Source organism: Companilactobacillus nodensis DSM 19682 = JCM 14932 = NBRC 107160, assembly GCF_000615905.1.
Lineage (GTDB): Bacteria > Bacillota > Bacilli > Lactobacillales > Lactobacillaceae > Companilactobacillus > Companilactobacillus nodensis.
The window spans coordinates 23562-48984 of the sequence record NZ_BAMN01000010.1 but is presented as its reverse complement, the minus strand read 5'-3'; the positions used below and the strand labels follow the sequence as shown (position 1 = coordinate 48984).

General features: G+C 38.0%; 26 protein-coding genes and 1 pseudogene. 25 read left to right on the top strand and 2 right to left on the bottom strand.

Annotated features, from left to right (window positions below):
* Nucleotides 1–10 precede the first annotated feature (10 nt).
* The 5 genes from prmA (at nt 11) to JCM14932_RS08425 (ending at nt 5393) form a co-directional block, all read left to right on the top strand.
* A complete protein-coding gene (gene prmA, locus JCM14932_RS08445) occupies nt 11–928 on the top strand; it encodes a 50S ribosomal protein L11 methyltransferase (RefSeq protein ID WP_025024493.1) in 918 nt (305 codons plus the stop codon).
* Complete coding sequence (locus tag JCM14932_RS08440; RefSeq protein WP_025024492.1) at nt 909–1658, top strand: RsmE family RNA methyltransferase; 750 nt, start codon at nt 909–911, stop codon at nt 1656–1658. Before prmA ends, JCM14932_RS08440 begins: the two co-directional genes overlap by 20 nt.
* Nucleotides 1659–2104: 446 nt before the next feature.
* Nucleotides 2105–4336 (top strand): RelA/SpoT family protein, encoded by a 2232-nt coding sequence (locus JCM14932_RS08435; protein WP_025024491.1) that lies wholly within the window; start codon nt 2105–2107, stop codon nt 4334–4336.
* 1 nt (nt 4337) lies between these two features.
* Nucleotides 4338–4775 carry a D-aminoacyl-tRNA deacylase gene (dtd, locus tag JCM14932_RS08430; protein ID WP_025024490.1) on the top strand — a complete coding sequence of 146 codons (438 nt, stop codon included), beginning with the start codon at nt 4338–4340 and terminating at the stop codon, nt 4773–4775.
* 3 nt (nt 4776–4778) lie between these two features.
* Nucleotides 4779–5393: an HAD-IA family hydrolase gene (locus tag JCM14932_RS08425; protein ID WP_025024489.1), complete on the top strand. Its 615-nt coding sequence runs from the start codon at nt 4779–4781 to the stop codon at nt 5391–5393.
* Nucleotides 5394–5446: 53 nt separating this feature from the next.
* Here the strand turns inward: JCM14932_RS08425 and JCM14932_RS08420 are convergent, their stop codons facing one another.
* Nucleotides 5447–6748 (bottom strand): N-acetylmuramoyl-L-alanine amidase family protein, encoded by a 1302-nt coding sequence (locus tag JCM14932_RS08420; protein WP_025024488.1) that lies wholly within the window; start codon nt 6746–6748, stop codon nt 5447–5449.
* A gap of 174 nt (nt 6749–6922) precedes the next feature.
* Between JCM14932_RS08420 and JCM14932_RS17450 the strand changes: the two genes are divergently transcribed.
* From JCM14932_RS17450 to JCM14932_RS08370, 11 genes and pseudogenes are all read left to right on the top strand, one after another.
* On the top strand, nt 6923–7603 hold the full coding sequence (locus JCM14932_RS17450; RefSeq protein ID WP_051528100.1) for a chloride channel protein: 681 nt from the start codon (nt 6923–6925) through the stop codon (nt 7601–7603).
* On the top strand, nt 7600–8136 hold the full coding sequence (locus JCM14932_RS17445) for a chloride channel protein (protein WP_155832100.1): 537 nt from the start codon (nt 7600–7602) through the stop codon (nt 8134–8136). The genes JCM14932_RS17450 and JCM14932_RS17445 overlap by 4 nt, the downstream gene beginning before the upstream one ends.
* Nucleotides 8137–8381: 245 nt before the next feature.
* Entirely contained in the window at nt 8382–9653 is a 1272-nt protein-coding gene (gene hisS, locus JCM14932_RS08410; RefSeq protein ID WP_025024487.1) for a histidine--tRNA ligase, read from the top strand.
* Nucleotides 9654–9659: 6 nt separating this feature from the next.
* Entirely contained in the window at nt 9660–11429 is a 1770-nt protein-coding gene (aspS, locus tag JCM14932_RS08405) for an aspartate--tRNA ligase (protein ID WP_025024486.1), read from the top strand.
* 32 nt (nt 11430–11461) lie between these two features.
* Nucleotides 11462–11776 (top strand): bacteriocin immunity protein, encoded by a 315-nt coding sequence (locus tag JCM14932_RS08400; RefSeq protein WP_025024485.1) that lies wholly within the window; start codon nt 11462–11464, stop codon nt 11774–11776.
* Between the two features lie 141 nt (nt 11777–11917).
* Nucleotides 11918–12181 carry an AbrB/MazE/SpoVT family DNA-binding domain-containing protein gene (locus JCM14932_RS08395; protein ID WP_025024484.1) on the top strand — a complete coding sequence of 88 codons (264 nt, stop codon included), beginning with the start codon at nt 11918–11920 and terminating at the stop codon, nt 12179–12181.
* Nucleotides 12178–12528 carry a type II toxin-antitoxin system PemK/MazF family toxin gene (locus JCM14932_RS08390; RefSeq protein WP_025024483.1) on the top strand — a complete coding sequence of 117 codons (351 nt, stop codon included), beginning with the start codon at nt 12178–12180 and terminating at the stop codon, nt 12526–12528. The genes JCM14932_RS08395 and JCM14932_RS08390 overlap by 4 nt, the downstream gene beginning before the upstream one ends.
* A 149-nt stretch (nt 12529–12677) precedes the next feature.
* Nucleotides 12678–13118, top strand: a complete 441-nt coding sequence (gene msrB, locus JCM14932_RS08385) for a peptide-methionine (R)-S-oxide reductase MsrB (protein ID WP_025024482.1) — start codon at nt 12678–12680, stop codon at nt 13116–13118.
* A complete protein-coding gene (gene msrA / locus JCM14932_RS08380; RefSeq protein WP_025024481.1) occupies nt 13118–13636 on the top strand; it encodes a peptide-methionine (S)-S-oxide reductase MsrA in 519 nt (172 codons plus the stop codon). The genes msrB and msrA overlap by 1 nt, the downstream gene beginning before the upstream one ends.
* A 63-nt stretch (nt 13637–13699) precedes the next feature.
* A pseudogene (locus tag JCM14932_RS15040) lies at nt 13700–14579 on the top strand (YitT family protein).
* A 17-nt stretch (nt 14580–14596) separates the two neighbouring features.
* Nucleotides 14597–15499 carry a deoxyribonuclease IV gene (locus JCM14932_RS08370; protein ID WP_025024480.1) on the top strand — a complete coding sequence of 301 codons (903 nt, stop codon included), beginning with the start codon at nt 14597–14599 and terminating at the stop codon, nt 15497–15499.
* 3 nt (nt 15500–15502) lie between these two features.
* On the opposite strand, the gene JCM14932_RS08365 is transcribed toward JCM14932_RS08370, so the two are convergent.
* Nucleotides 15503–16324: a pyruvate, water dikinase regulatory protein gene (locus JCM14932_RS08365; protein ID WP_025024479.1), complete on the bottom strand. Its 822-nt coding sequence runs from the start codon at nt 16322–16324 to the stop codon at nt 15503–15505.
* A 122-nt stretch (nt 16325–16446) separates the two neighbouring features.
* Here JCM14932_RS08365 and rpsU point away from each other — a divergent pair, with 122 nt between their 5' ends.
* The 9 genes from rpsU to dnaG all read left to right on the top strand — a co-directional run bounded on the left by rpsU (nt 16447) and on the right by dnaG (nt 25415).
* Entirely contained in the window at nt 16447–16629 is a 183-nt protein-coding gene (gene rpsU / locus JCM14932_RS08360; protein WP_025024478.1) for a 30S ribosomal protein S21, read from the top strand.
* A 100-nt stretch (nt 16630–16729) separates the two neighbouring features.
* Nucleotides 16730–17707: a PhoH family protein gene (locus JCM14932_RS08355; protein ID WP_025024477.1), complete on the top strand. Its 978-nt coding sequence runs from the start codon at nt 16730–16732 to the stop codon at nt 17705–17707.
* Nucleotides 17708–17718: 11 nt separating this feature from the next.
* Nucleotides 17719–18189 carry an rRNA maturation RNase YbeY gene (ybeY, locus tag JCM14932_RS08350; RefSeq protein WP_025024476.1) on the top strand — a complete coding sequence of 157 codons (471 nt, stop codon included), beginning with the start codon at nt 17719–17721 and terminating at the stop codon, nt 18187–18189.
* A 23-nt stretch (nt 18190–18212) separates the two neighbouring features.
* On the top strand, nt 18213–18614 hold the full coding sequence (locus JCM14932_RS08345) for a cytidine deaminase (protein ID WP_081776134.1): 402 nt from the start codon (nt 18213–18215) through the stop codon (nt 18612–18614).
* Nucleotides 18615–18616: 2 nt separating this feature from the next.
* The gene (gene era, locus JCM14932_RS08340) at nt 18617–19528 is read left to right on the top strand and encodes a GTPase Era (RefSeq protein WP_025024474.1); all 912 of its coding nucleotides are present in this window, start codon (nt 18617–18619) and stop codon (nt 19526–19528) included.
* Entirely contained in the window at nt 19529–20290 is a 762-nt protein-coding gene (gene recO / locus JCM14932_RS08335) for a DNA repair protein RecO (RefSeq protein WP_025024473.1), read from the top strand.
* 243 nt (nt 20291–20533) lie between these two features.
* Nucleotides 20534–21445: a glycine--tRNA ligase subunit alpha gene (gene glyQ, locus JCM14932_RS08330; RefSeq protein ID WP_025024472.1), complete on the top strand. Its 912-nt coding sequence runs from the start codon at nt 20534–20536 to the stop codon at nt 21443–21445.
* Nucleotides 21438–23507 (top strand): glycine--tRNA ligase subunit beta, encoded by a 2070-nt coding sequence (gene glyS, locus JCM14932_RS08325; RefSeq protein WP_025024471.1) that lies wholly within the window; start codon nt 21438–21440, stop codon nt 23505–23507. The genes glyQ and glyS overlap by 8 nt, the downstream gene beginning before the upstream one ends.
* Nucleotides 23508–23588: 81 nt before the next feature.
* A complete protein-coding gene (gene dnaG, locus JCM14932_RS08320) occupies nt 23589–25415 on the top strand; it encodes a DNA primase (RefSeq protein WP_025024470.1) in 1827 nt (608 codons plus the stop codon).
* Nucleotides 25416–25423: the final 8 nt, after the last annotated feature.

Sequence of the window (25423 nt, the reverse complement as noted above, 5' to 3'; positions counted from 1 at the left end):
GAGGCAAATTATGATTTGGAAAAAAATTAGTGTGTTGTTCCCAGACACTATAAATGAAGAAATTATTTCGGACACATTTATGAAGATCGGTGCGCAAGGAACTGAAATTGTCGATGACGATAATGATGCAGTTAAGACGAGAATCAATTCGTATTTTGATGAAAAAACTTACCGACCAGAGTTGATCAACGAATTACAGACTGAGATAAATAAGTTACCAGAATTTGGTTTTGATATCGATGGTGTTGAAATCGAAGAGAGTTCAGTTGATGAAAGCTCATGGGAGAATGAATGGAAGCAATACTACCATCCCGTTCACATCAGTCATTATTTGACAGTTGTTCCTAATTGGGTCGACTATGTACCTGAAAATATGGACGAACACATTATTGTTATGGATCCAGGTAAGTCATTTGGTACTGGAACACATCCAACGACATTCTCATGTATGCAAGCATTAGAAATGATTTTGGGGAACGCGGAGTCACTGTATGATGTTGGAACTGGATCTGGCATCTTGTCAATTCAAGCTCGTCAATTGGGCGTCAATAATATCAAAGCATTTGATTTGGCACCGGAGGCTGTTGAGGCTGCTAGAGAAAATATTAAGTTGAATCCCGGCTGTGAAGATATTGAAGTTTATGAGAATTCATTATTAGATGGTGTCGATGGCAAAGTTGACGTGATCGTCGCTAATATCTTGGCAGATGTTTTGGAACAATTTATCCCTGACATTGAATCTCATTTAAATAGTAAGGGATTTGTTATTTTATCTGGTATTATTAATGAAAAGGAAAAACTAATCGCTGATTTAATGAAGGAACAAGGATTCTCAGCAATCGAAGTTCTTCATTTGCAGGGTTGGTCAACTATGATCTGTAAGAGAACAAAGGATATCGAGGAACAAAATGGAGCAATACTTCGTTAATCAAACAATAGAACGAGATTCGTTTAGAATTTCTGATAAAGAATTATATAAGCATCTGGCTACCGTCTTGCGGCATAAGTCAGGCGATGTGATCTATCTAGTTGATGATCAAAATGACTTGTACCAGGCAACAATCGATCAAGTAGATACTGAGAATAAGTTTGTTCAGTTCAATGTCAATAAGAGCGACAAGCCTACGACTGAATTACCAATTGATGTGACAATTGCTTGTTCCTTGTCTAAGAAGGACAAAGTCGAGTGGATCACTCAAAAGGCAACGGAATTGGGAGCTAAAAGAATCGTCTTCTTTAATTCCCAATACTCGATCATGCATTGGAAAGCTAATGTTGTTGAAAAAAAGATGCTGCGATTACAAGAGATTGCTAAGAATGCTGCTCAGCAATCCAAGCGTCGCATGATTCCAGAAGTTAGCTATCTTAAAGATATTAGTGGATTGAATAACTCAACTGATGAATTGAAGCTGATTGCTTATGAAGAATCAGCCAAAGAAGGTGAGACAAGTATCTTGGCTCAATCGTTATCAGCTCAACCTAAGTCGATTATTTGTGCTTTTGGACCTGAAGGTGGATTTTCAGCTGAAGAAGTTACAGACTTACAAAACAATGAGTTTGTTTCAATCGGACTGGGACCACGAATAATGCGTGCTGAAACTGCTCCAATGTACTTCTTATCAGTGCTATCATATAATTATGAACTTAATGCAAAATGAGGAATGAAAATTGAAGAATCTTTGGAACAAAGTTGAGAAATCTAAATCAACTTACATTGCACTTATATCTGTTATTTTAGTTTTTATTATGCCGATATTATTTAATTTATTTCACTTAGGCAGAACGAATAGGATCATCTGGTTATTCTTTATAATCAATATTTTATTTGCTGGCTTTATCGGTTGGTTTACAAGGAAGTATCATTTATCATTCTTTAACCTAGTTATTTTTCCGGTTATTTTTTGTCGTCAGTGTTTTTGTCAAATACGGACGATACGGTTATTTCTTATCTGGAATCTATCTAGTTTTGAGTATTTTGATATATTTTCTTTTTGATAATGAAAATTGATTGTTTTTTAGAACCAAAGAAAGCATAATAATACGTAAAGAAAAGCACTCGCTTCGAACAGGGTGCTTTTTATTGTAATCGAAGGGGTGAACAAAAATGAAAAAGAATGAAGATTATACTCCTGATCAAGTTCTCGATATTTGTCGTGAATACATGAACGACGAGCATGTCGAATTTGTAAATAAAGCTTATAATTTTGCCGCATACGTTCATAAGGAACAGAAGAGATCTACTGGTGAACCTTATATTATTCACCCTACTCAAGTCGCACAAATTTTGGCTTCATTGCATATGGATCCATACACCGTAGCTGCGGGATATTTGCACGATGTCGTTGAGGATACTAATGTTACTCTCGGCGATGTTGAGGAGTTATTCGGTAACCAAGTGTCAACGATCGTTGATGGTGTGACTAAGATCAGTAAGTACAAGTATCACTCACATCAAGAATTACTAGCTGAGAACCACCGTAAGATGCTTTTGGCTACTGCCAAGGACTTACGTGTCATCATGGTCAAACTTGCTGACAGGCTGCACAACATGCGTACACTGAAGGCTTTGAGACCCGACAAGCAGAGACGAATCGCTAATGAAACTTTGGAAATTTACGCTCCACTCGCTGATAGATTAGGTATCAGTAAGATCAAGTGGGAGCTAGAAGACTTATCGCTTCATTACATCAATCCTCAACAGTATTATCGTATTGTCCACTTGATGAATAGCAAACGTGATCAACGTGAAGCTTATATTGCTGAAGCAATCGATTATATTAAGACAAGTGTTGATGCACTAGGTATCAAGTACGATATCTATGGTCGTCCTAAGCATATTTATTCTATCTATAAGAAGATGCGCGATAAACATAAGCAATTCTCTGAGTTGTATGATCTATTGGCAATCCGGATTGTCGTTGATTCTGTCAAGGATTGTTATGCCGTTCTGGGTTCAATCCACTCTAAGTGGAAGCCAATTCCAGGCCGTTTCAAAGATTATATTGCTGTACCAAAGGCCAATGGTTATCAATCATTACATACAACTATCATTGGTCCTGGTGGTCAACCACTAGAAGTCCAGATCCGTACATATGAGATGCACGAAATTGCTGAATATGGTGTTGCCGCTCACTGGGCCTACAAGGAAGGTAACTTTGAAGGTGTGCAACTCGATGAGAATGAGCAGAAGATCGATGTCTTCCGTGAAATTCTGGAATTGCAGGAGAACTCTGACAATGCTGCTGATTTTATGAAGTCTGTCAAAGGTGAGATCTTCAATGACAGAGTTTATATTTTCACACCACAAGGTGAAGTACGTGAGTTGCCAAAGGGTTCGATCCCGCTGGACTTCGCATATCAAGTTCATACTGAGGTCGGTAGTCATTCTGTCGGTGCCAAAGTTAATGGCAGAATGGTACCTTTGAATTACCAATTGAAGAATGGTGACATTGTTGAAATGTTGACCAATGAGAGTTCAACACCAAGCCGTGATTGGATTCAAATGGTTTACACTTCACGTGCTCGCAATAAGATCAAACGTTACTTCAGGATCAAGGATCGTCAAGAGAATATCCAAATCGGTCGTGAATTACTTGAGACTGAATTAAAGAATCGTTCACTTTCAACAAAGAAATATTTGGACAAGAAGCACATCGAACTCGCAACTTCGATTTTCAACTTCACTGATTCAGAAGAACTATACAATGCTGTTGGATATGGCGAATTATCGCCGATCAACGTTATTCATAAGTTGATCAGTGAAGATCCTGAGAATAAGAAAAAAGCTGAGAAAAAAGAACTCGAAGAGAATGTCATTACGGAAGCACACGAGAATGCTCCGAAACCAATTCCTGAAAATACTCAACTCAAAAAGGAACAAGCTAACGCTAATACAAGTATTTCGGTTCAAGGAATCGACAACTTATTAATTCGTTTGGCTAAATGCTGTAACCCAATTCCTGGGGATGATATCGTTGGTTATATCACTAAGGGGCGTGGTCTCACTATTCATCGTGCTGACTGTCCTAATGTTCAAAGTGATGAAGCCAAGAAGCGTTTCATTGAAGTAAGCTGGAACAACGTTACTCGTGAGAAGCGTTATACTGCTGAACTCGATATTTATGCCTTTAACAGAAATGGTTTATTGAATGAATTATTACAAGTGATCAATTCCAATACCAATTCTTTGATCAATGTCAATGGACGTTTGGATAAGGAAAAGATGGCGGTCATTCACGTCAGTGTTGGTGTCAATAACAAGGAACACTTGGATCAAATTATTTCCAAGCTAAAGAATGTACCAGATGTATACGAAATTAAAAGGACGGTTGAATAGGATGAAAGTAGTTATCCAACGCGTCTCAGAAGCAAAGGTTAGTGTCGACAACAAAGTCCTTGGTCAAATCGATCAAGGATTTTGTTTGTTGGTGGCATTTGCGGACGAAGACAACGATGAGACAATTGAATACATGGCACACAAGATTGCTAATATGAGAGTTTTCTCTGATGCGGATGATAAAATGAACTTATCGATTAAGGATATTGATGGCAAAATTTTGTCGATCTCACAATTTACTCTTTACGCTGATACTAAGAAGGGGAATCGTCCAAGCTTCACTGGAGCAGGTGATTTCAAGACTTCAAGTGCCAAGTATGATCAATTCAATGATGCATTAAGGAACTACGATATAAATGTCGCTACAGGTGAGTTTGGCGCTGATATGCAAGTATCACTGACTAATGATGGACCTGTGACGATAATAATGGAGCGATAATTCATGACAAGTATTGTTTGGGATTTTGATGGAACATTAGCCAATAGCTATCCAGGGATAGTTATGGCAACACAAAAATCTCTAAAGGAAAACTTTGATATTAATATTTCAAAGGATTCGATTTATAAGGAAGCTTTGAAGACTTCGGTCCGAAAACTAGCTAGTGATTTATTGAATGGGGATGACGACAAAGTCAAAACTTTTTATAAGTCATATAAGCTGCATGAAAAAACATTTCACGACCAAATCAAATTGATGCCACATGCTAAGATTGCCTTGGAATATTGTAAGGTTCAGGGATATCAGCAGTTCATCGTGACTCATCGTGACACTTCGATTTTTGAAGTTGCTAAGCGATTGGGCATCGCCGATTATTTCACTGAAATGGTCAGTGCTGAAGATGGACACGTGCGTAAGCCTGACTCAGAAATGTTGGATTATCTGATCAACAAGTATTCACTTGATCCTAAGGATACTTGGGTCGTTGGTGATCGTAAGATCGATATTGATTTTGGTGATTCAGTTCGTGCGAAGACCATCTTATTGAGTGATCAAAAAGTTGACTTTAAGGTTGATCAGCAAATTAAATCTTTGCAAGAAATTAATAAGGTGCTTTAAAATTTAAGACAAATAAATAAGCTGAGACGAAAAATCGTCTCAGCTTATTTTGTTTATTTGAAGTATTCTTTCAAACCATTTGTTACAGCTTGGGCAACTTGTGACTTGTATGAACTAGACTTGATATAACCATAATCTGACGTTGAGTTGATATATCCTAATTCAATCAAGATTGAAGGTTGACTGTTGTAATGCAAGACATACAAGTCTTTTTGTTGTGTACCACGATTATTAATTGCCAACTTCTTCAATTGACTATTGATATCTGTGGCTAAATTACTATCTTTATTCTTGCCGTAGTAGTATGTTGTTACACCAGTACCGGCATCTTGTTCGCCTGTTGAGTCGAAGTGAAGACTGATGTATGCGTCAGCTTCAATTTTACTTGATAGACGTGCACGTTCACCAAGTGACTTAGTATCATCGCCTGAACGAGTAAGGACCACACGAGCACCTGTTTTTTCAAGATCAGCTTTGATAGCTTTGGCATAGGCGAGGGTGAAGTTCTTCTCGTAGGTCTTCTTCTTAGATTCAGCACCAACATCTTCGCCACCATGTCCTGGATCAATGACAATAGTTGCTTCTGAAATATTAGTTGCGGCTGACTTGATAGCACTCTTAGTTCCGGATATAGTTACGACCCAGCTGGCTACATAACCGACAGAACCGTCACTATCTCTAACTTTGTACCACTTGCCGCTCTTACCTAAGTAATCGAACTTCTTACCGACGTTAACAGTCTTAATGTCACGACTGGTACTATCTGGATCAATACGTAATTTGGTATTAGATTGAGTAACTGTAACCGTCTTGATGTCACTGTCTCGTGAACCTGAAGTATCGTTAGAGCCTGAAGTCTCATTAGTTCCTTGGATGAACTGACTCTTGACCCAACCAGCGGTTCCCTTATAGAGAATCTGTGACCACTCTTGTTCTTGATACATGACAGTAACCTTTTGAGATTGTTCAATTGTTCCGAGAACATTGCTATTAGCGTCATCGTTTTTGAATACGGTGGTATTAGGTACTTTAACGATACCGATTTTGTTTGTAGCAGAACTTACTTCAGTATTATCAATTAACCAACTTGCTACCCAGCCGATTTTGTCGCCGGATAGACGAACTTGGTACCATTTATTTTTTTCGGCCAAAATAGCTAATTTATCGCCTTTTTTTACTTGACCCATGTTGGAGTAGGAAAGTCCCGGACCAACACGCACGTTGACTGAATCAGATTCGACAACAATTGCATTTGCGTTCGCCAAAGCTACGGTCGACCAACTTGATAAGGCAATTAAAAAAACAATGGCAACAAATAGCTTATTTTTAATTAAAAAAGTTATTATCTTTTTCATTTAAAGGATTCCTTTGTTGTCGCTATAATGATTATCATATATGTATATCTTACTGAAAAAACGTGAAACTTAAAAGGTAGAAAGTGAAAAATTCACAGAAAATTGATATTTTTAAGTAATAATATTAGTTAATATGATAATAATCATTAGAATTTAGAAATAATGGAGTTTATTTTGAAAAAATTTAGTGTGATATTTCTCTTATACAGTATATTACTAGGATTCTTAGTGGGAATCACGGCAGGTGCTTATTTAATTTTGGTTAACTTTTTAATTAATTTGGTTTGGAAGACTGTACCAAATGTATTTAACATTTCAACGATTTATTATCCGTTGATAATTTGTGGTTTGGGTGGAATTCTTATTGGACTTTTGCAACGTAAGAATGGTAATTATCCGCGAATGATGGTTGAAGTTATTGGAGAATATAAGCAAACTGGCAAAATAAAATATACTAATGAAATCAGAAAAAACTTCTTTCATGCAATTCCTGTCTTAACTTTGGGAGCAAGTGTCGGTCCTGAAGCAGCCTTATCCGGCATCCTCGGCGGATTGGTAAACTGGGTCGGTGATCGGCTGAGGCTGACACTTGAGCGACGTGAAGAACTGGTAAATATGGGAATCGGTGCTATTCTGTCAACGGTATTCTATGCACCATTTGCTGGGATCGGTAAGGCATTTGATGAACCAACACGTGATTTTCGAATAAAAGGTAGAAAAATATTTGTGTACGCAGTTACAATCTTGTCTGGCGTGGTTGGATTCTATCTGATCAATCATGTATTACCACATGAAAGTAGTTTTGGGATTCATTTTCGAAGAAGTATCAACTGGACTTGGCAAGGATTTGCTTGATACCAGTTGCAATAGTTGCTGGAATCCTATTTGGAATGCTGTTCAACAATCTTGGTAAGTGGAGTCAACAGCTTACTAGGAATAATCAAAAGACAGTTCTTTGGGCAATTTTAGGAGGCTTGATTATTGGAACGGCTGGAATTATTTCACCTTACTTAATGTTTTCGGGTGAAGTACAGTTACTTGGTTTTTCTAGAGATGCTGTGTCGCAGTCAGCGTTGTTTTTGATTTTTATCGCGATAGGAAAAGCCTTTGTAACTAATTTCTGTTTTTCTTTAGGATGGCGTGGTGGAATGATTTTTCCAGCAATATTTTCTAGTGCAGCGGCTGGATTTGCACTTTCTGTTCTTTTACCATTTACACCTGCAATTATAGTGTCGGTTACCATTGCATCAAGCTTGACCTACATTATGAGACAACCTGGAGTTGTTGCAGGACTGTTATTATTGTTATTACCGATTGAAGTTTTTCCAATCATTATCGTTGTCTGTTATCTGACAAATTATTTGCTGAAATCACTTTCAAAACAGTAATGCCACTTGACAATTGACGCCGTTTTGATTAATTTATAACTATATTCGAATCAAATTAAAAATTGCTCTACAGAGAACCTGGATGCTGAGATCAGGTAAGTAATTCATTTGAGTGACGTTTTATCAATCGTCTGGCAGGCGTTAACTGTAGCAAATTATTAGGTGGTACCGTGCGAATGCACCCTTTGTCTTATTTAGGCAGGGGTGTATTTTTTTATGTATGGGTCACCGCAAAGGAGGATCTTATGCGCTATCAAAAACCAAAGGGTACAGCGGATATTTTACCTGGAGAATCAGAAAAATGGCAATATGTAGAATCAGTTGCTCAAAACGTTTTTAGTCGCTATCGTTTTTCAGAAATCAGAACACCGATTTTTGAATCATACGAAGTCTTTGAACGTTCATCAGGTGACACATCGGATATTGTTTCAAAGGAAATGTATGATTTCAAAGACAAGGGTGACAGACACATTGCTCTTCGTCCGGAAGGTACAGCTGGTGTCGTTCGTGCATATGTTGAGAATAAGTTATATGGACCTGAGTACCAACGTCCATACAAGGTATGGTACAAAGGACCAATGTTCAGATATGAACGTCCACAATCAGGACGTCAACGTCAATTCCATCAAATTGGTCTTGAAGCATTCGGCTCAGATTCACCAGAATTAGATGTAGAAATTATTTCAGTTGGCTTGAATTTTCTAAATGAATTAGGAGTTCACAACTTGAAGGTCGCTATCAATACTTTGGGTGATCCTGAATCACGTGAGAATTACCACAAAGCCTTGGTTGATTACTTCACACCATTCAAGGACCAATTAAGCGATGATTCAAAGGTTCGCCTTGAGAAGAATCCATTGAGAATTCTTGATAGTAAGGATGAAAACGACAAGAAGTTTGTTGCAGATGCACCATCGATCTTGGATTACTTGAATGATGCCTCTAGAGAACGTTTTGAATATCTCAAGTCATTGTTAGATGATCTTGATATTAATTACGTTGTTGATCCAACTATGGTTCGTGGTCTTGATTACTACAATCATACGATTTTTGAATTCATGGTAACTGATCCAGCCTTTAACAACAAAGAAATCACTGTTCTAGCTGGTGGTCGCTACAATGGATTGGTTGAAGAACTTGGCGGCAAGCCTGAACCAGGAATTGGTTTTGGATTAGGTATGGAGCGTTTGATGTTATTGCTAAAGGATGAAGATATTCACGTTGAAAACAACTTGGATGTTTATCTAGTTACCATTGGTGATGCAGCTGAACGTGCTTCAGTTAAGATTTTGTCCAACCTTCGTCGTGCTGGATTCTCAGCGGACAAGGATTATTTACAAAGAAAAACAAAAGCTCAATTCAAGACAGCTGATCGCTTGGATGCCAAGTACACCGTAACTATTGGTGATGCTGAACTAGAAAACGATACAGCTAATGTTAAGAATATGGCAACTGGTGAACAAGTCAGTGTGTCACTTGAAAATCTAGCAGAAGAATTGAAAAAGATAGAGGGATAAGCAAATATGCAAGAAAGAACAGATTACTGTGGCAGCATTACTGAAGAGTATGTTGGCAAAAAAGTTTCTTTAGATGGATGGGTTCAAAAACGTCGTGACCTTGGTGGATTGATCTTCGTTGATCTCAGAGATTACAAGGGTTTCGTACAATTGGTATTTAATACTGATCACAAAGAAGCATTAGAAACAGCTGAATCATTGCGTTCAGAATATGTTATCAATGTTATTGGTACAGTTAGATTACGTGACGAAAGTGCTATTAACGAGAACATCCCAACTGGTAAAGTTGAAGTTGTCGTTGAAACAGTTGAAGTACTAAACAAGTCGATCACACCACCATTTGAAATTGTTGATGATGTTGATGCTTCTGAAGAAACAAAGTTGAAGTACCGTTATCTTGATCTACGTAGACCGGAGATGCAAAGTGCTATCCGTACACGTGCTCAAATCAAGCATTCAGTACATGAATACTTATACGACAATGGTTTCATCGATATTGAAACACCAAATTTGACACCTTCAACTCCAGAAGGTGCTCGTGATTATCTTGTTCCTTCACGTGTATATCCTGGACATTTCTTCGCCTTACCACAATCACCACAATTATTTAAGCAACTATTGATGGTCGGTGGATTTGACCGTTACTATCAATTGGCTCACTGTTTCCGTGATGAAGATCTTCGTGGAGACCGTCAACCAGAATTTACTCAAATCGATTTGGAAATGAGCTTTATGTCAGCTGAAGAGATTCAAACAGTGACAGAAGGACTTATTGCCCGTGTTATGAAAGACGAAAAGGGTATCGATGTTAAATTGCCATTCCCAAGAATTGACTGGGATGACGCTATGGCTCGTTATGGTTCTGACAAACCTGATATTCGTTTTGGTATGGAACTACAAGACTTGAACGATGTCTTCAAAGACACTGAATTCAAAGTCTTCAAGGGAACAATTGACAATGGCGGCCAAGTTAAGGCAATCGTTGTCAAAAATAATGCTGATAAGTATTCAAGAAAGAATATTGAAGAATATCAAGAATACATCAAGCGCTTTGGTGCTAAGGGTCTTGCTTGGCTTAAATACAATGACGATAAGATTACTGGACCAGTTGCCAAGTTTATTACTGAACAACATGATGCCTTGGTTGAACGTCTTGGTCTTGAAAACAATGATTTAGTATTATTCGTTGCTGACAAGAAGAAGGTCGTTGCTGATGCACTAGGTTACTTACGTACTGACATCGCCAAGAACTTGAACTTATATGATCCTAATGAATTTGCCTTCACATGGGTTGTTAACTGGCCATTGTTTGAGTATGACGAAGGTATCCAACGTTGGACAGCTGCTCATCACCCATTCACAATGCCTAATGAAGAAGATGTTCACTACTTGGACGAAGATCCACACAAGGCTTACGCTCAAAGTTACGATATCGTTCTTAACGGTTACGAACTTGGTGGTGGATCAATTCGTATTCATGATTACAAGATTCAAGAAAAGATGCTCAAAGCTTTGGAATTCACTAAAGAAAAAGCCTATGAACAGTTTGGTTTCTTATTAGATGCCTTGCAATACGGTTGCCCACCACATGGTGGTTTGGCTATTGGGTTGGATAGATTTGCCATGTTACTAGCTGGTAAAGATAATATCCGTGACGTGATTGCATTCCCTAAGAATTCAAATGCTACAGAACCAATGACACATGCTCCAAGACCAGTTGCTGACAACCAACTTGTTGATCTTGGTATTGAAGTTTCAAAATCAAATAAAGAATAATGCTTGACAGCTTTAAAGGAGAGTAATCGAACATGAAAAAATCAGTTGATGAACAGGTTTTTGAAATTGTCGATGAAATGTATAATTCTTTATCAAAAAACACTGACACTGATCCACAAATTCTTAAGACTCTGATGACTGCTGGCACTTATTTAAGTGAAAAGAAGAGTGCACCACAAATAATTGCTTCTAAAACAGTCAATGGAATTTTGTTAGCCAATGTATCCGGTAAGTCAAAACTTGATCAAGCTAATTGGAATCGACTGAAGAAGTTGACGATGTTGGCACGAACGGAAGGATTTGCAGGTTCACCGATAGGGCCAACTGATCCTAGAGCTCAATTTTAAATTAACAATAAATTAAAGACGCTGCAGAATGAACAATTCTGTGGCGCCTTTTTTAATAGTTGGATTTTTGATTCCTTACATTTGCCTTACGACGGTGATGTGTCTATACTCAAAGTAAGGAATAGTAAGGAGGAGTAAATTATGGATGTTAAGAATCGTGAAAATGTGGTTGTTGCAAAGGTAACCTCAAAGAATCAAATTACTATACCTAAGGAAATACGCACAAAGTTAAATTTAAAAAAACATGATAATGTTGAATTTGTAACTAAAGATAATGGTGAAGTTGTAATTAAAAGCAAAAATGATTTGTGGTCAGTTGTAAAAGAGCAAGAAAAGAAATATGGAAATTTATCAACACCGGAGATTGATTGGGGTGAAGATGTTGGTGTGGAGGTAATTGATTGAAAAAATACAAACAAGGTGAAATTTTTTTTGTCGATCTAGAACCCGCAAAAGGAACTGAACCTAAGAAAAAACGTCCGTGCATAATTGTAAGTAATGATAATTATAATAAGTATTTCAATACTGTATTGATTGTTCCCATTAGCTCGTCGTCAAAGTATAGGAGTGATCCTAAGTATCTTGATTCACCTTTATTTGAAACAATCAAAGCTAAGAATATTGAAGGAACAGCATTATTGCAACATCTGCGTGCAGTTGATCCCAGAATCAGAATTAACAGTGATGTATCAGCTCAAATTGGTACGGCACAAATGAACAAAATAAGTGAAGTAATAAAACAATTTTTATAAATTAATAATAAATTAAAGACGCTGCAGAATGAACAATTCTGTGGCGCTTTTTTTACTAATTTGATTTTAATTTTTATGAGCAATTTTCTAGAAATGGTTTATAAGTTGCGTATACTTATAGACATACGCTATGACTAGGAGTGATTTAATTGGAGAAGGAATACAAGAAGAATCTTGAGGGTCTAACTGATGAACAATTAGATGTAACTCAAAATCGTGGAACCGAAATGCCATTTACTGGTGAATATGATGATTTTTATAAAAAGGGTATCTATGTTGATATTGCAAGTGGTGAACCCTTGTTTTCATCAGCTCATAAATTCGATGCAGGTTGTGGTTGGCCATCATTTAGTCAACCTATCACACAACTTAAAGAAAGCACTGATTTGAGAACGGGACATGAACGTACTGAAGTAACTAGTGGGGATGCTGGTTCGCATCTTGGCCATGTCTTTAATGATGGTCCCCAAGAACTTGGTGGATTGAGATATTGTATCAATTCAGCTGCCTTGAAGTTTATCCCATATGAAGAGATGGACGAAAAGGGTTATTCAGATTATAAGAAATATGTTGAAGAGGGGAATAAATAATGAACGAGAAAAAAGCTGTATTTGCTGGAGGTTGTTTTTGGTGCATGGTTAAACCATTTGACGAACAGCCTGGAATCATTAAAGTTGTTTCTGGTTTCACAGGTGGTCATGTTCCCAATCCCACATATGAACAAGTTTGCACGGGTACAACTGGACATACGGAAGCTGTTGAAATAACTTATGATGCTGACAAAGTTTCATATAGACAACTTGTCGATACTTATTGGCAAGTTACTGACCCAACCGATGCTGGTGGCCAATTCCAAGACCGTGGGGACAATTACCGTCCTGTAATTTATTACGGAGATGATTCTGAAAAAACTATTGCTGAAGAGTCTAAAAAAGCCCTAGCTGACGCGGAAAAATTCGATGATCCAATTGTTACTGAAATTCTTCCAGTTGAACCATTTTATGCTGCCGATGAATATCACCAAGAGTTTTATAAGAAGAATCCGGCAAGATACGAATTGGAAGAAAGCGGTGGAAGAGCAGATTTCATCGAAAAACATTGGAATTAAGCTGATTTAATATCGATTTGTGCTAATATAATTAGGGTAAATTCGTTATTAGGAGTAATTTAAATGGATGAAATAGATAAGCTGATTGAAAGACATCAGAACTTATCCAAAATATCAGTTGCGTTTCTATATTCAATTGCAGTATCGATCGCGGTTAATATGTTTTGGACACCCGGAGGAATATACGGTTCAGGTGTAACTGGTGCCGCTCAGTTGATCTCAACTATTAGTGAGCGCTGGTTCCCATTCCATATTTCAACTGCGGTAATGTACTTTGCGTTTAATGCACCGCTGTTTGTTTTGGCTTGGAGGAAGATCGACCATAATTTTACGGTTTTCACAATTATTGCCGTAGCCTTTGCATCATTGATGATGCATTTCTTCCCAACCGCTAAAATAACAGCTGATCCATTGGTCTGCGCTATTTTTGGTGCGGTCGCCAATGGTTTTGGTACAGGTATGGCATTGCGTAATGGAATTTCAACTGGTGGAATAGATATTGTTGGTATTATTTTACGTAAAAAAACTGGTAAGAGTGTTGGAACGATTAACATTATGTTTAATCTGTTTATCATTGCCTGCGCGGGCTTCTTGTTCGGCTGGGTACACGCCTTATACAGTGCTATAAGTATTTTTTATAAATGGCCAAGTTATTGATATGATCTATAACAAGGATCAAAAACTTCAAGTTATGATCGTTACATCGAAGCCAAAATATGTCATTAAAGAAATTCAAAGTGAGATGCGTCGTGGTATTACCATCGTTCATGATGCTGAAGGTGCCTTCAAGCATGAGGAGAAGACTATCTTGTTCACTGTCATTTCTCGTGCTGAATTGAATGACCTGGAGACAGCTATGACATTATCAGATCCACATGCCTTTGTTAGTGTCACCGATACTGTTAAGATATTAGGTAGGTTCTATCAGAAACATATCTATTAGAAGAGAGGGTTATTTTGATGATAATCGGATCACATGTTGCAATGAAAGCACCAAGCATGTTGGCGGGTTCAGCTAAAGAAGCACACATTTATGGTGCCAATGCTATGATGATTTTTACAGGTGCACCGCAGAACACTCGTCGTAAGGATGTTTCAGAAATGAATATTCCTGAAGGCAAGCGTCTACTTGAGTTGTATGGCATTGACCATGTTATTGGTCATGCACCTTATATTGTAAATCTTGGGAACACTGTTAAACCGGAGAAACTACCTTTTGGAATCTCTTTTATGCATGATGAGTTTGAACGTGCTGATGCCTTAGGAATCGAAGCTATCAGTTTTCACCCGGGTGCACATTTGAATCAAGGACCTGAGAAGGCACTTCTACAAATTGCTCAATCATTGGACAAAGCAATCTTGCCTGATCAAAAGGTCAGTGTCGCAATCGAAACGATGGCTGGTAAAGGTACAGAAGTTGGAATCAACTTCGAGCAACTAGCTTATATTTTTGATCATTGTCAGAATAACGATAAGTTATCAGTTACAATGGACACTTGCCACATGAGTGATGCAGGTTATGATGTTAAAAACGACTTCGATGGTGTCCTGAATGAATTTGATCACATTGTTGGTCTCGATAGATTGTCAGTGATCCATCTGAATGACTCGAAGAATGAACGTGGATCACACAAAGATCGTCACGATGATATTGGCTTTGGTACGATTGGATTCGATGCTTTGAATTATGTTGCACACCATCCACAGCTTGAGGACATCCCTAAGATCATGGAGACTCCTTACGTTAAGCGTGATGAAAACGACAAGAAGGGGATCGCACCTTTCAAGGCCGAAATCGATATGTTGCGTGAACAGAAATTTGATCCAGAAATGAAGAATAGACTAATAAAGGCTAATCCATAAGGATTAGCCTCTTTTATAACCATTAATTTGTAGTTTTTCCATTATCAGTGCTGCTGTCTCTTCAATTGAACGATCAGCCGTATTGATTACAGGACAACCGAGTTTAGCATATAATTCATTGGAGTAATCTAGTTCTTTTTTGATTTCTCCCTCTTCGGAATAGGTCGTGTCAGGATCAAGTCCGTAGGCGATCATTCTTTGACGACGAATCTTTAATAGAACGTTCATATCATTTGTTAATCCAACGATCTTGGATTTATCTACGTGCCACAGTTCATCAGGAATTGTAGCTGTAGGGACGATAGGAAGGTTTGCTACCTTGATGTTACGATTGGCTAGGTAGAGTGACAAAGGTGTCTTAGAAGTTCTAGAAATGCCTAGTAGGACTAAGTCAGCTTCAAGCAATCCCTTAGGGTTTTGTCCATCATCATTTGAAACGGTGAATTCCATCGCAGAGATCATGTCGAAGTATTCATCGTCCAAGTTATGAATGATACCCTTCTTACGGAGTGGTTCTTGGTGAACCATTTGTGAGAATGTTCCAATGATAGGATTTAGGATATCATAGTAGGTCAATCCGTTGCCTTGACAAAAGCCATTGATGATATTGCAGAGTTCTTTTGATACAATTGTGTGCAAAACAATTGCCTTTTTTTGTTTGGCAAGTTCCAGTATCTCAGTTAAGTGCTTATCATTTTTTACAAACGGATATTTTGTATAGACAGTTTCTATATCTGGAAACTGTGCAAACGCAGCGTTAGCAACACGTACAGCGGTCTCTCCAGCGGAATCTGATAAAGCAAAAACATCTATTTTTTGAGTCATAATAATTCCTCCTAAAAAAAATATCGAAAAATGTTTGAACATTGAACTCTTTTTGTTATAATAACATATGAGCTGTGAAAGAAATAGAGCAGTTACGTATAAAGCGGAAGGAGGGATATCATATGTCAAAAACTGTCGTTCATGAAAATGAGTCGCTCGATGATGCTCTTCGTCGTTTTAAACGTTCTGTTTCAAAAAGTGGTACACTTCAAGAATATAGAAAACGCGAGTTCTACGAAAAGCCTAGTGTTAAGAAAAAGTTAAAATCAGAGGCCGCTCGTAAGCGTAACAAGAAACGTCGTTAATAAGATTAAGGTTAAAACATTTTATGTTTTAACCTTTTTTTTACGAAAAATTTACATTCGTGTGCTATCATTCAAGTAATAATAGGAGGATGTGTGTTTATTGGCAGAAAACAAAGAGCAATTTAAAAAGAGCATTCATATTAAGAATCCACAAGATGCAGTCAGTCTTTTTGGTGTTAATGATAGCAATCTGAAGTTGATCGAAGAGGGGATGGACGTCAAGGTTCATGCTTTCGGAGAAGAACTTGATATTACTGGTGATGAAGATAATGTCAACAAAGCCTACACATTGGTCGTTAAGCTGGTCAAACTGATCGAGAGCGGCATTGGGTTAGGTTCAGCCGACATCGTCAGCGGTATGAAGATGGTTGAACGTGGAACGTTAGATTACTTTGAAGATTTGTACAAGACTGAGTTGATCAGGGACTTCAGTGGTAAACCTGTTCGAGTGAGAAACTTTGGTCAAAGGCAGTACATCAACGCCATTAATCACAACGATATTACATTCGGTATCGGACCTGCCGGTACTGGTAAGACGTATCTAGCTGTTGTTATGGCAGTTGCGGCTTTGAAGAAAGGTACTGTCAAACGTATCGTTTTGACGAGACCCGCGGTTGAAGCTGGTGAAAGTCTGGGATTCTTGCCAGGTGACTTGAAAGAAAAAGTTGATCCATATTTACGTCCTATCTATGACGCTTTATACGCTATTATAGGCTCTGATCACACAGGACGACTAATTGAACGTGGTGTGATCGAAATTGCTCCACTAGCTTATATGAGGGGTCGTACACTGGACGAATCGTTTGTTATACTTGATGAGGCTCAGAATACGACTAGAGAACAGATGAAGATGTTCTTAACTCGTTTGGGATTCGATTCAAAGATGATCGTAAATGGTGATATTTCTCAAATTGACTTACCTCGTAATGCACGAAGTGGTCTGGTTCAAGCACAAAAGATCTTAAAGAATTTGCCACACATTCAGTTCGTTGATTTCACATCAGCCGATGTTGTAAGACATCCGGTTGTTGCGGAGATTATTGACGCGTATGATGATTCTGACAAAATTGAAAAGTAATGGGGACTAACATGGATTTAGAAATTTTTAATGATGATAATTTAATTGATCAAGCACGTGAGGATTGGGTCAATGATATTGTGAGTTTTACCTTTAATAAATTGGAGCTAAAAGACAATACTCAATTGTCGATCCACTTTGTTACAAAAGATAAGATTCATGAGATCAACAAAGAATACCGTGATACTGATAGAGCAACTGACGTTATCAGTTTTGCTATCAATGATGGTGAAGATTCACTTGATTATTTGGAAGCACAAATTCCTGATTTGCCACTCGACTTGGGTGACTTATTCATCAGTGTTGAAATCGTTGACGAACACGCCAAGTATTATGAGCATTCATTTGATCGTGAATTAGGCTATACTATCGTTCATGGAATTTTGCATCTTAATGGCTATGACCACATCAAGCCAGAGGATGAAAAAGTCATGATTGGTTTGCAAGAAAAAATTCTCAGCGCTTATGGTTTGAAAAAATAGTATTTAAATAGGAGACTGGGCTAGTGGAAATTAATGAACAAGAATTATTTGATATGGCATTCAAGGCAATGGATCACGCGTATGCACCTTATTCTAATTACACAGTTGGTGCAGCGATATTATGTGATGATGGCAATATCTATGATGGGGGCAATATTGAGAATGCCTCTTATGGATTAACCAATTGTGCTGAAAGAACAGCTATCTTCAAGTCTGTGTCTGAAGGTGCTAAGGAAATCAAGGCTATAGCAATCGTCAACGGAACTTCAGAAATGTCTAAGCCTTGCGGTGCTTGCCGCCAGGTTATGAGTGAATTTATGAAAGCCGATGCAACTGTGTTCTTGGCTAACAATACTAATCAATATAAAGAATTTACGTTCAAAGAAATTTTGCCACTGGCATTCAGTGATAAGGATATGGATTAATTATGGATAACAAAAACTTTCGTTCAGGATTCGTCGCAATTGTAGGACGTCCAAATGTTGGTAAGTCAACATTTATGAATCGCATCATCAAGGAACAAATTGCGATTACTTCACCAAAGGCTCAAACAACTAGAAACAAGATTCAAGGTATCTATACTGATGATGATCGCCAAATCATCTTCTTGGATACACCTGGTATTCACAAGCCACACAATGGTTTGGATCAATATATGGATAAGGCAGCTATCTCAGCTCTTAAAGAAGTCGACGCTGTATTATTCATGACAGAAGCTGGACAAAGTGCTGGCCCTGGTGACAAATTTATCATTGATGAATTGAAGAATGTTAAAGCACCAGTATTCTTGATTCTTAACAAGATCGATTTGATCAATCCAGACGAAATGGCACCACAGATCAGTGAATACTCTGAATTGATGGACTTCGCAGAAGTTATTCCTATCAGTGCTACTGATGGTAATAATGTTGACGAAATGATCGATGCCTTGACTAAGGCATTGCCAATCGGACCTCAATATTACGATGACGACCAAATCACTGATCACCCTGAATACTTCATTGTTGGTGAATTGATCCGTGAGAAGATTCTTGAAGATACACGTGATGAGATTCCTCATTCAATTGCCGTTATCGTTGAATCAATGAATCAACGTACTGCAGCCGGCAAGTTACAGGTTGAGGCAAGTATCTATGTTGAACGTGATAGCCAGAAGCCGATCGTTATTGGTAAGGGCGGCAGCATGTTGAAGAACATTGGTATCGGTTCACGTATTAAGATCGAACATTTACTTGGTGAGAAGATCAACTTGAAGCTTTGGGTCAGAGTTAAGAAAAATTGGCGTGATGATCCATTGTTCCTAACTCAAGCCGGATATTCGGTTAAGGATATTAAATAGTTGGCTCATACTGCAGCAACAAACTTTTTTGGAATAGTTGTCAGACGACAACGATACAAAGAACGTGACGCTTTAGTGACCATTCTGACCAAAGAGTATGGATTCAAAACTTTCTTAGTTCGAGGAACTCAAGGGTCTAAGTCTAAGATCTCGGGATCGGTTATTACTTTTTCTTACGGTGATTACAGTGGTGTAATTAAGGATGAAGGATTGTCATATCTTAATTCTGCCAGCAACATCAAACAGTTTGATGAGATCATTAAGGACATTGAGCTTAATGCTTATGCAACATTTCTGTTTGATCTATTCCACAATGCTTTTATTGATGATCCGTTGCCAGATGAATGGTATCGCAGCCTGTTTAAGGCATTGCTATATATTGAGAACGGCTTCGATGCGCAAGTGGTCGTTGATATCATGCAGATGCATCTGTTGCAAGTGTTCGGTGTTGCTCCCAACATGGATTCATGTGTAGTTGGTGGTGAAACAGAAGGTAGATTTGATTTTTCAGTCATTCTCGGTGGAATAATTTGTTCGAAGCACTTTGATGCAGATATTCACCGATTACATATTTCTGAACGGATAGTTTATTTCTTAAGATTGTTTTCTAAGATCAATCTTGATCAAATTGGCAAGATTGAGATCAAAGAGAACAATAAGGATATGATCCAACATGCGATTGATTCGATTTATGAAGGTTCCGTCGGCTATTATCCTAAGAGCAAGAAATTTATTGATGACATGAAGACGTGGCATATTTAGCGCGGCTTATACGATTGACAATGATTTTTAAATTGCTATAATTGAAGTTATGAAAACAGCGATGCGGGATAGTGAAAGCCGCTACAGATTCGATGGCGAGCAACAATTTAATTTTTGAATAAAAGAGCAGGACTAAAGTCCTGAATTAGGGTGGAACCGCGAAATCATTCGTCCCTTGCTAGGTAGATAACTATACCTTGCAAGGGATTTTTTGTGTTTACCGTTTACCCGAAGGGAGACAATATGGCAAAAAAATTAAATGTACAAAATATGATTTTGAAACTTCAGAAGTTCTGGGGTGATAAGGGCTGCATGTTGATGCAAGCTTACGATACTGAAAAGGGTGCTGGAACAATGAGTCCATACACATTCTTACGTGCAATCGGACCTGAACCTTGGAACGCTGCATACGTTGAACCATCAAGACGTCCAGCTGATGGTCGTTATGGTGAGAACCCTAACCGTTTATATCAACACCACCAATTCCAAGTTGTTATGAAACCAGCTCCAGAGGATATCCAGGAATATTACTTGGATTCACTTCGTGCACTAGGTATCGAACCTCTAGAACACGATATTCGTTTCGTTGAAGATAACTGGGAGAACCCATCAATGGGTTGTGCCGGTGTTGGTTGGGAAGTTTGGCTTGACGGTATGGAAGTTTCTCAATTCACATACTTCCAACAAGTTGGTGGCCTAGCTTGCAAGCCTGTAACTAGTGAAATCACTTATGGTGTTGAACGTTTAGCTTCATATATTCAAGATGTTAACTCAGTTTATGATCTTGAATGGGGTGACGGCGTGCTTTACGGCGATATCTTCAAGGAACCAGAATACGAACACTCAAAATACTCATTTGAAGAAAGCAACCAAGATATGTTGTTCAAGTTCTTTGATGAATATGAAAAAGAAGCTAATCGTTTGATGGATCTAGGATTAGTTCACCCAGCATACGATTATATTTTGAAGTGCAGTCACACATTTAATTTGTTGGATGCTCGTGGTGCGGTTTCAGTTACCGAAAGAGCTGCCTTCCTATCACGTATTAGAAAGATGGCACATAAAGTTGCAAAAGCATTTGTTGAAGAACGCAAGAAGCGTGGCTTCCCACTTTTGGCAAATAGCGATGCAGTAAAGGAGAATGAAAATGACTAAAAATTATTTATTAGAAATCGGTTTGGAAGAAATGCCTGCTCACGTTGTAACTAACAGTGTTAATCAATTAGCACAAAAGACAGCCAAGTTCCTCAAAGAAAACCGTATTTCATTCTCAAATATTGAAAAGTATTCAACTCCAAGACGTTTGGCAATCATCATTAAGGATATTGCTGAAAAGCAAACTGATATTGATGTTAAAGCCAAAGGTCCTTCTAAAAAAATTGCTCAAGATGCTGATGGCAATTGGACCAAAGCTGCCCAAGGGTTCGCTCGTGGACAAGGGATGACACCTGATGATATCTTCTTTGAAGATTTGAAGGGTACAGAATATGCTTATATTCAAAAACATGAAGATGGTAAAAAAGTTGAAGATGTTCTAACTGATATTACAGAAGTTATAAAATCACTTACATTCCCAACTAGAATGCACTGGGCTTCATATGACTTTGAATATATCCGTCCAATTCACTGGTTAGTATCACTATTAAATAATGAAGAAGTTCCATTACAGATCTTGGATATCAAGTCTGGTCGTATGACACGTGGTCACCGTTTCTTAGGTGAAGATGTTGAAATCGACGAAGCTACAAACTATGTTGAAAAATTACGTTCACAATTTGTTATCGTTGATGCCAAAGAACGTAAAGATTTGATCTCTAATCAAATTGAAACAATCGCTAATGACAAAGATTGGGTTATCGATGTTGACCCAGATTTGCTTGAAGAAGTTAATAACTTAGTTGAATTCCCAACAACATTCTATGGTTCATTTGATAAGAAATACTTGGAGATTCCTGAAGAAGTATTGATCACTTCGATGAAAGATAACCAAAGATATTTCTACGTTAGAAATCATGAAGGTAAGCTAGAACCTTACTTCATTGGTGTTAGAAACGGTAATTCAGAACACATCGAGAACGTTATCCAAGGTAACGAAAAAGTTCTTGTTGCCAGATTGGAAGATGCAGATTTCTTCTATAAAGAAGACCAAAAGAAGTCAATTGCTGATTATGTCAACAAACTTAAGACGGTTAACTTCCACGTTAAGATCGGTACTATGTACGAAAAGATGGCTCGTGTACATCAAATTGCTGAACACTTAGCTAAGTTATTCGGATTATCAGACACAGAAACAACTGATGTTCTCCGTGCTAGTGATATTTATAAGTTCGACCTTGTTACAAGTATGGTTGATGAATTCCCAGAACTACAAGGTGTCATGGGTGAGAAATATGCTAGCTTGATGGGTGAAGATGATGCAGTTGCTGCAGCAGTTAAGGAACACTACATGCCTATCTCAGCCGAAGGTGATTTACCAGCATCAAAGGTTGGTGCAACTTTAGCCATTGCTGACAAGATCGATTCACTTGTTACATTCTATGCAGTTGACTTGATTCCTAGTGGTTCAAATGATCCATACGCATTGCGTCGTCAAGCTTATGGTATCGTAAGAATTCTTGACAAGTATCAATGGTCATTGAACTTGAATGATTTGCAAGATTACTTGAAGGCAAACTTAACTGTACCTGAGAAGTTAGATTTATCAGCACATGTTAAGGATATCAATCAATTCATGGTTGACCGTGTTCGTCAATTACTCGGAACAACAGAAGTTAGAAATGATATTGTTGATGCCGTTACTGCGGGTTCAACTATCGATCCAATTATGATGATTGATACTGCCAAGGTATTACAAGCTCATGTATTGGATGATGATTTCAAGTCAGTTGTTGAAGCGCTTGGTCGTGTAGTTAACTTATCTAAGAAAGCCAAGTTTGGTTACAGTGATGATCTCAAGCTTGACGAATCATTGTTCGAGAATCCTTCAGAATCAACATTGAATGATCAAGTTAAAACAATTATCAGTGCTGATGAAACAGATGCTGAAGCACTATATGGTGAATTAGCATCATTGAAACCAGCTATTGATAGCTATTTTGACGAAAACATGATCATGGCAAAAGATGAGAAGATCAAGAACAATCGCCTCACTCAATTGGTAATCGCAAACCATTTAATTGCAAAATTGGGAGATTTGTCTAAAATTGTAGTTAAGTAATCGAAATATTTGTAATTGCGGTGACAATATGGTAAATTATAGTTCACTGTTTTTACAGATATCTTTGAGGAGGTGACAGCCATGGCAACTCGGATTCCGCAGGAATTTATTGATGAAGTTACCTCAAAAACTAACATTGTAGATGTTATTAGTAAGTATGTACAACTGAAAAAATCAGGTAAAAACTTGTTTGGATTGTGTCCTTTCCATGAGGAGAGAACACCATCTTTTTCAGTTGCGGAAGATAAACAAATTTTCCATTGCTTTAGTTGTGGTCGTGGTGGGAATGTCTTCAAGTTTATTATGGAAATGGAAAGCAAAACCTTCCCTGAATCTGTAGTAGAAGTTGCTCAGATGGGCAACATTCCGATTCCTGACCAATACCAAGCAAGTAACGAGAATTATCAAAATTCTGACAGCCAAGTTTTGATAAAAATGTATTCAGAAGCTGCCAAGCTTTACAGTCACATTCTCTTAAAAACTGAGAATGGTACACCAGCACTAAAGTATTTGAATGGACGTGACTTGGATAATGGTCTCATTGAGACCTTTGATCTCGGTTATGCGCCGAATAATTCAAATCTCTTGCTTCAATTCTTCAAAGATCGTAAGATCGATGATTCAACCCTGAGAAAGTCAGGTTTGTTCGCTGAAAATCAGGAAGGTGAATTATTTGATCGTTTTAGAGATCGAGTGATGGTACCGATAACTGATGAGGCTGGTAATATTATCGCCTTTTCAGGTAGAATCTTGAATAAGTCAGAGGGTACTGCTAAGTACATGAACAGTCCTGAGACGCCTATCTTTAACAAGAGCAAAGCACTGTTTAATTTAAGTAACGCAAAAAAAGCCATTCGTGATAATAAAAGTGTAATTTTATTTGAAGGCTTTATGGATGTTATCAGTGCATATAAAGCTGGAGTTACCAACGGTGTAGCGTCAATGGGTACAAGTTTGACTGATCAACAACTCTATACGTTAAGTCGCTTAACTAACCAAATCAACGTCTGTTATGACGGGGATGATCCTGGTGTTGAGGCGACTTATCGAGCGCTGACGCAGTTGAATGACGACCGTTTCTCTTATGGAGTAATCAGTGTTCCAAATCAAAAAGATCCAGATGAGTATATTCGAAGTGATGGCGCCGATAAGTTTAAGAATTTGGTTGAAAATGGCGTACAAACACCAATGTCGTTCATCTTAAACTATTTCCGCAGAAACTATAATCTCAATAATGAGCATGACCAGATCGAGTTCCTCAATCGTTCGTTGAATGAGATTGTTAAGTTACAGTCACCCGTTGAGATTGACATGTATGTCGGTAAGATTGCCGATGAAATGGGTGTTTCTAAGGAAGCCATCAATAAGGAACTTGATACTTTGCGTCGAAAGATGGCGATCAAGCGCCCTGCAAATAATAATAAGAATGTTCAGCAAGCAGCACTCGAGAAAGTTACCGCAACTGTTCGTTCGAATTATGATCGAATCGAAAAGTCTGAACGCTGTCTGATTTATTGGGCAATTAACTTCCCGGAGGTAAGAATCAATCTGAAGGGAAGCGGATTTGAATTTGTCCATGCTAATTACCAAGACCTCTTCAATTCACTGTTATCGTATTCTGAACAAGAAGAAAGCAATGATGAAGAGATCAATATTTCCGATTTCATGAATGTTCTGGATAATGATCAAAAGAATCTTTTAGCAGAATTGGAGATGATGCCAATGCCCGTGGAGTATAGTGATCAAGAGATTGATGATTATATCAATAACATTAATAACTCTGGCCTTGAAGTTAAGGTCACAGATATTAATCGTCGATTGAAAGAAGCAGCAATGGTAGGTGACAGTAAATTACAATTAGAACTGACAAAGCAATTGATTGATGTTCGAAGATTGTTAAGTAATTAAAGCATACT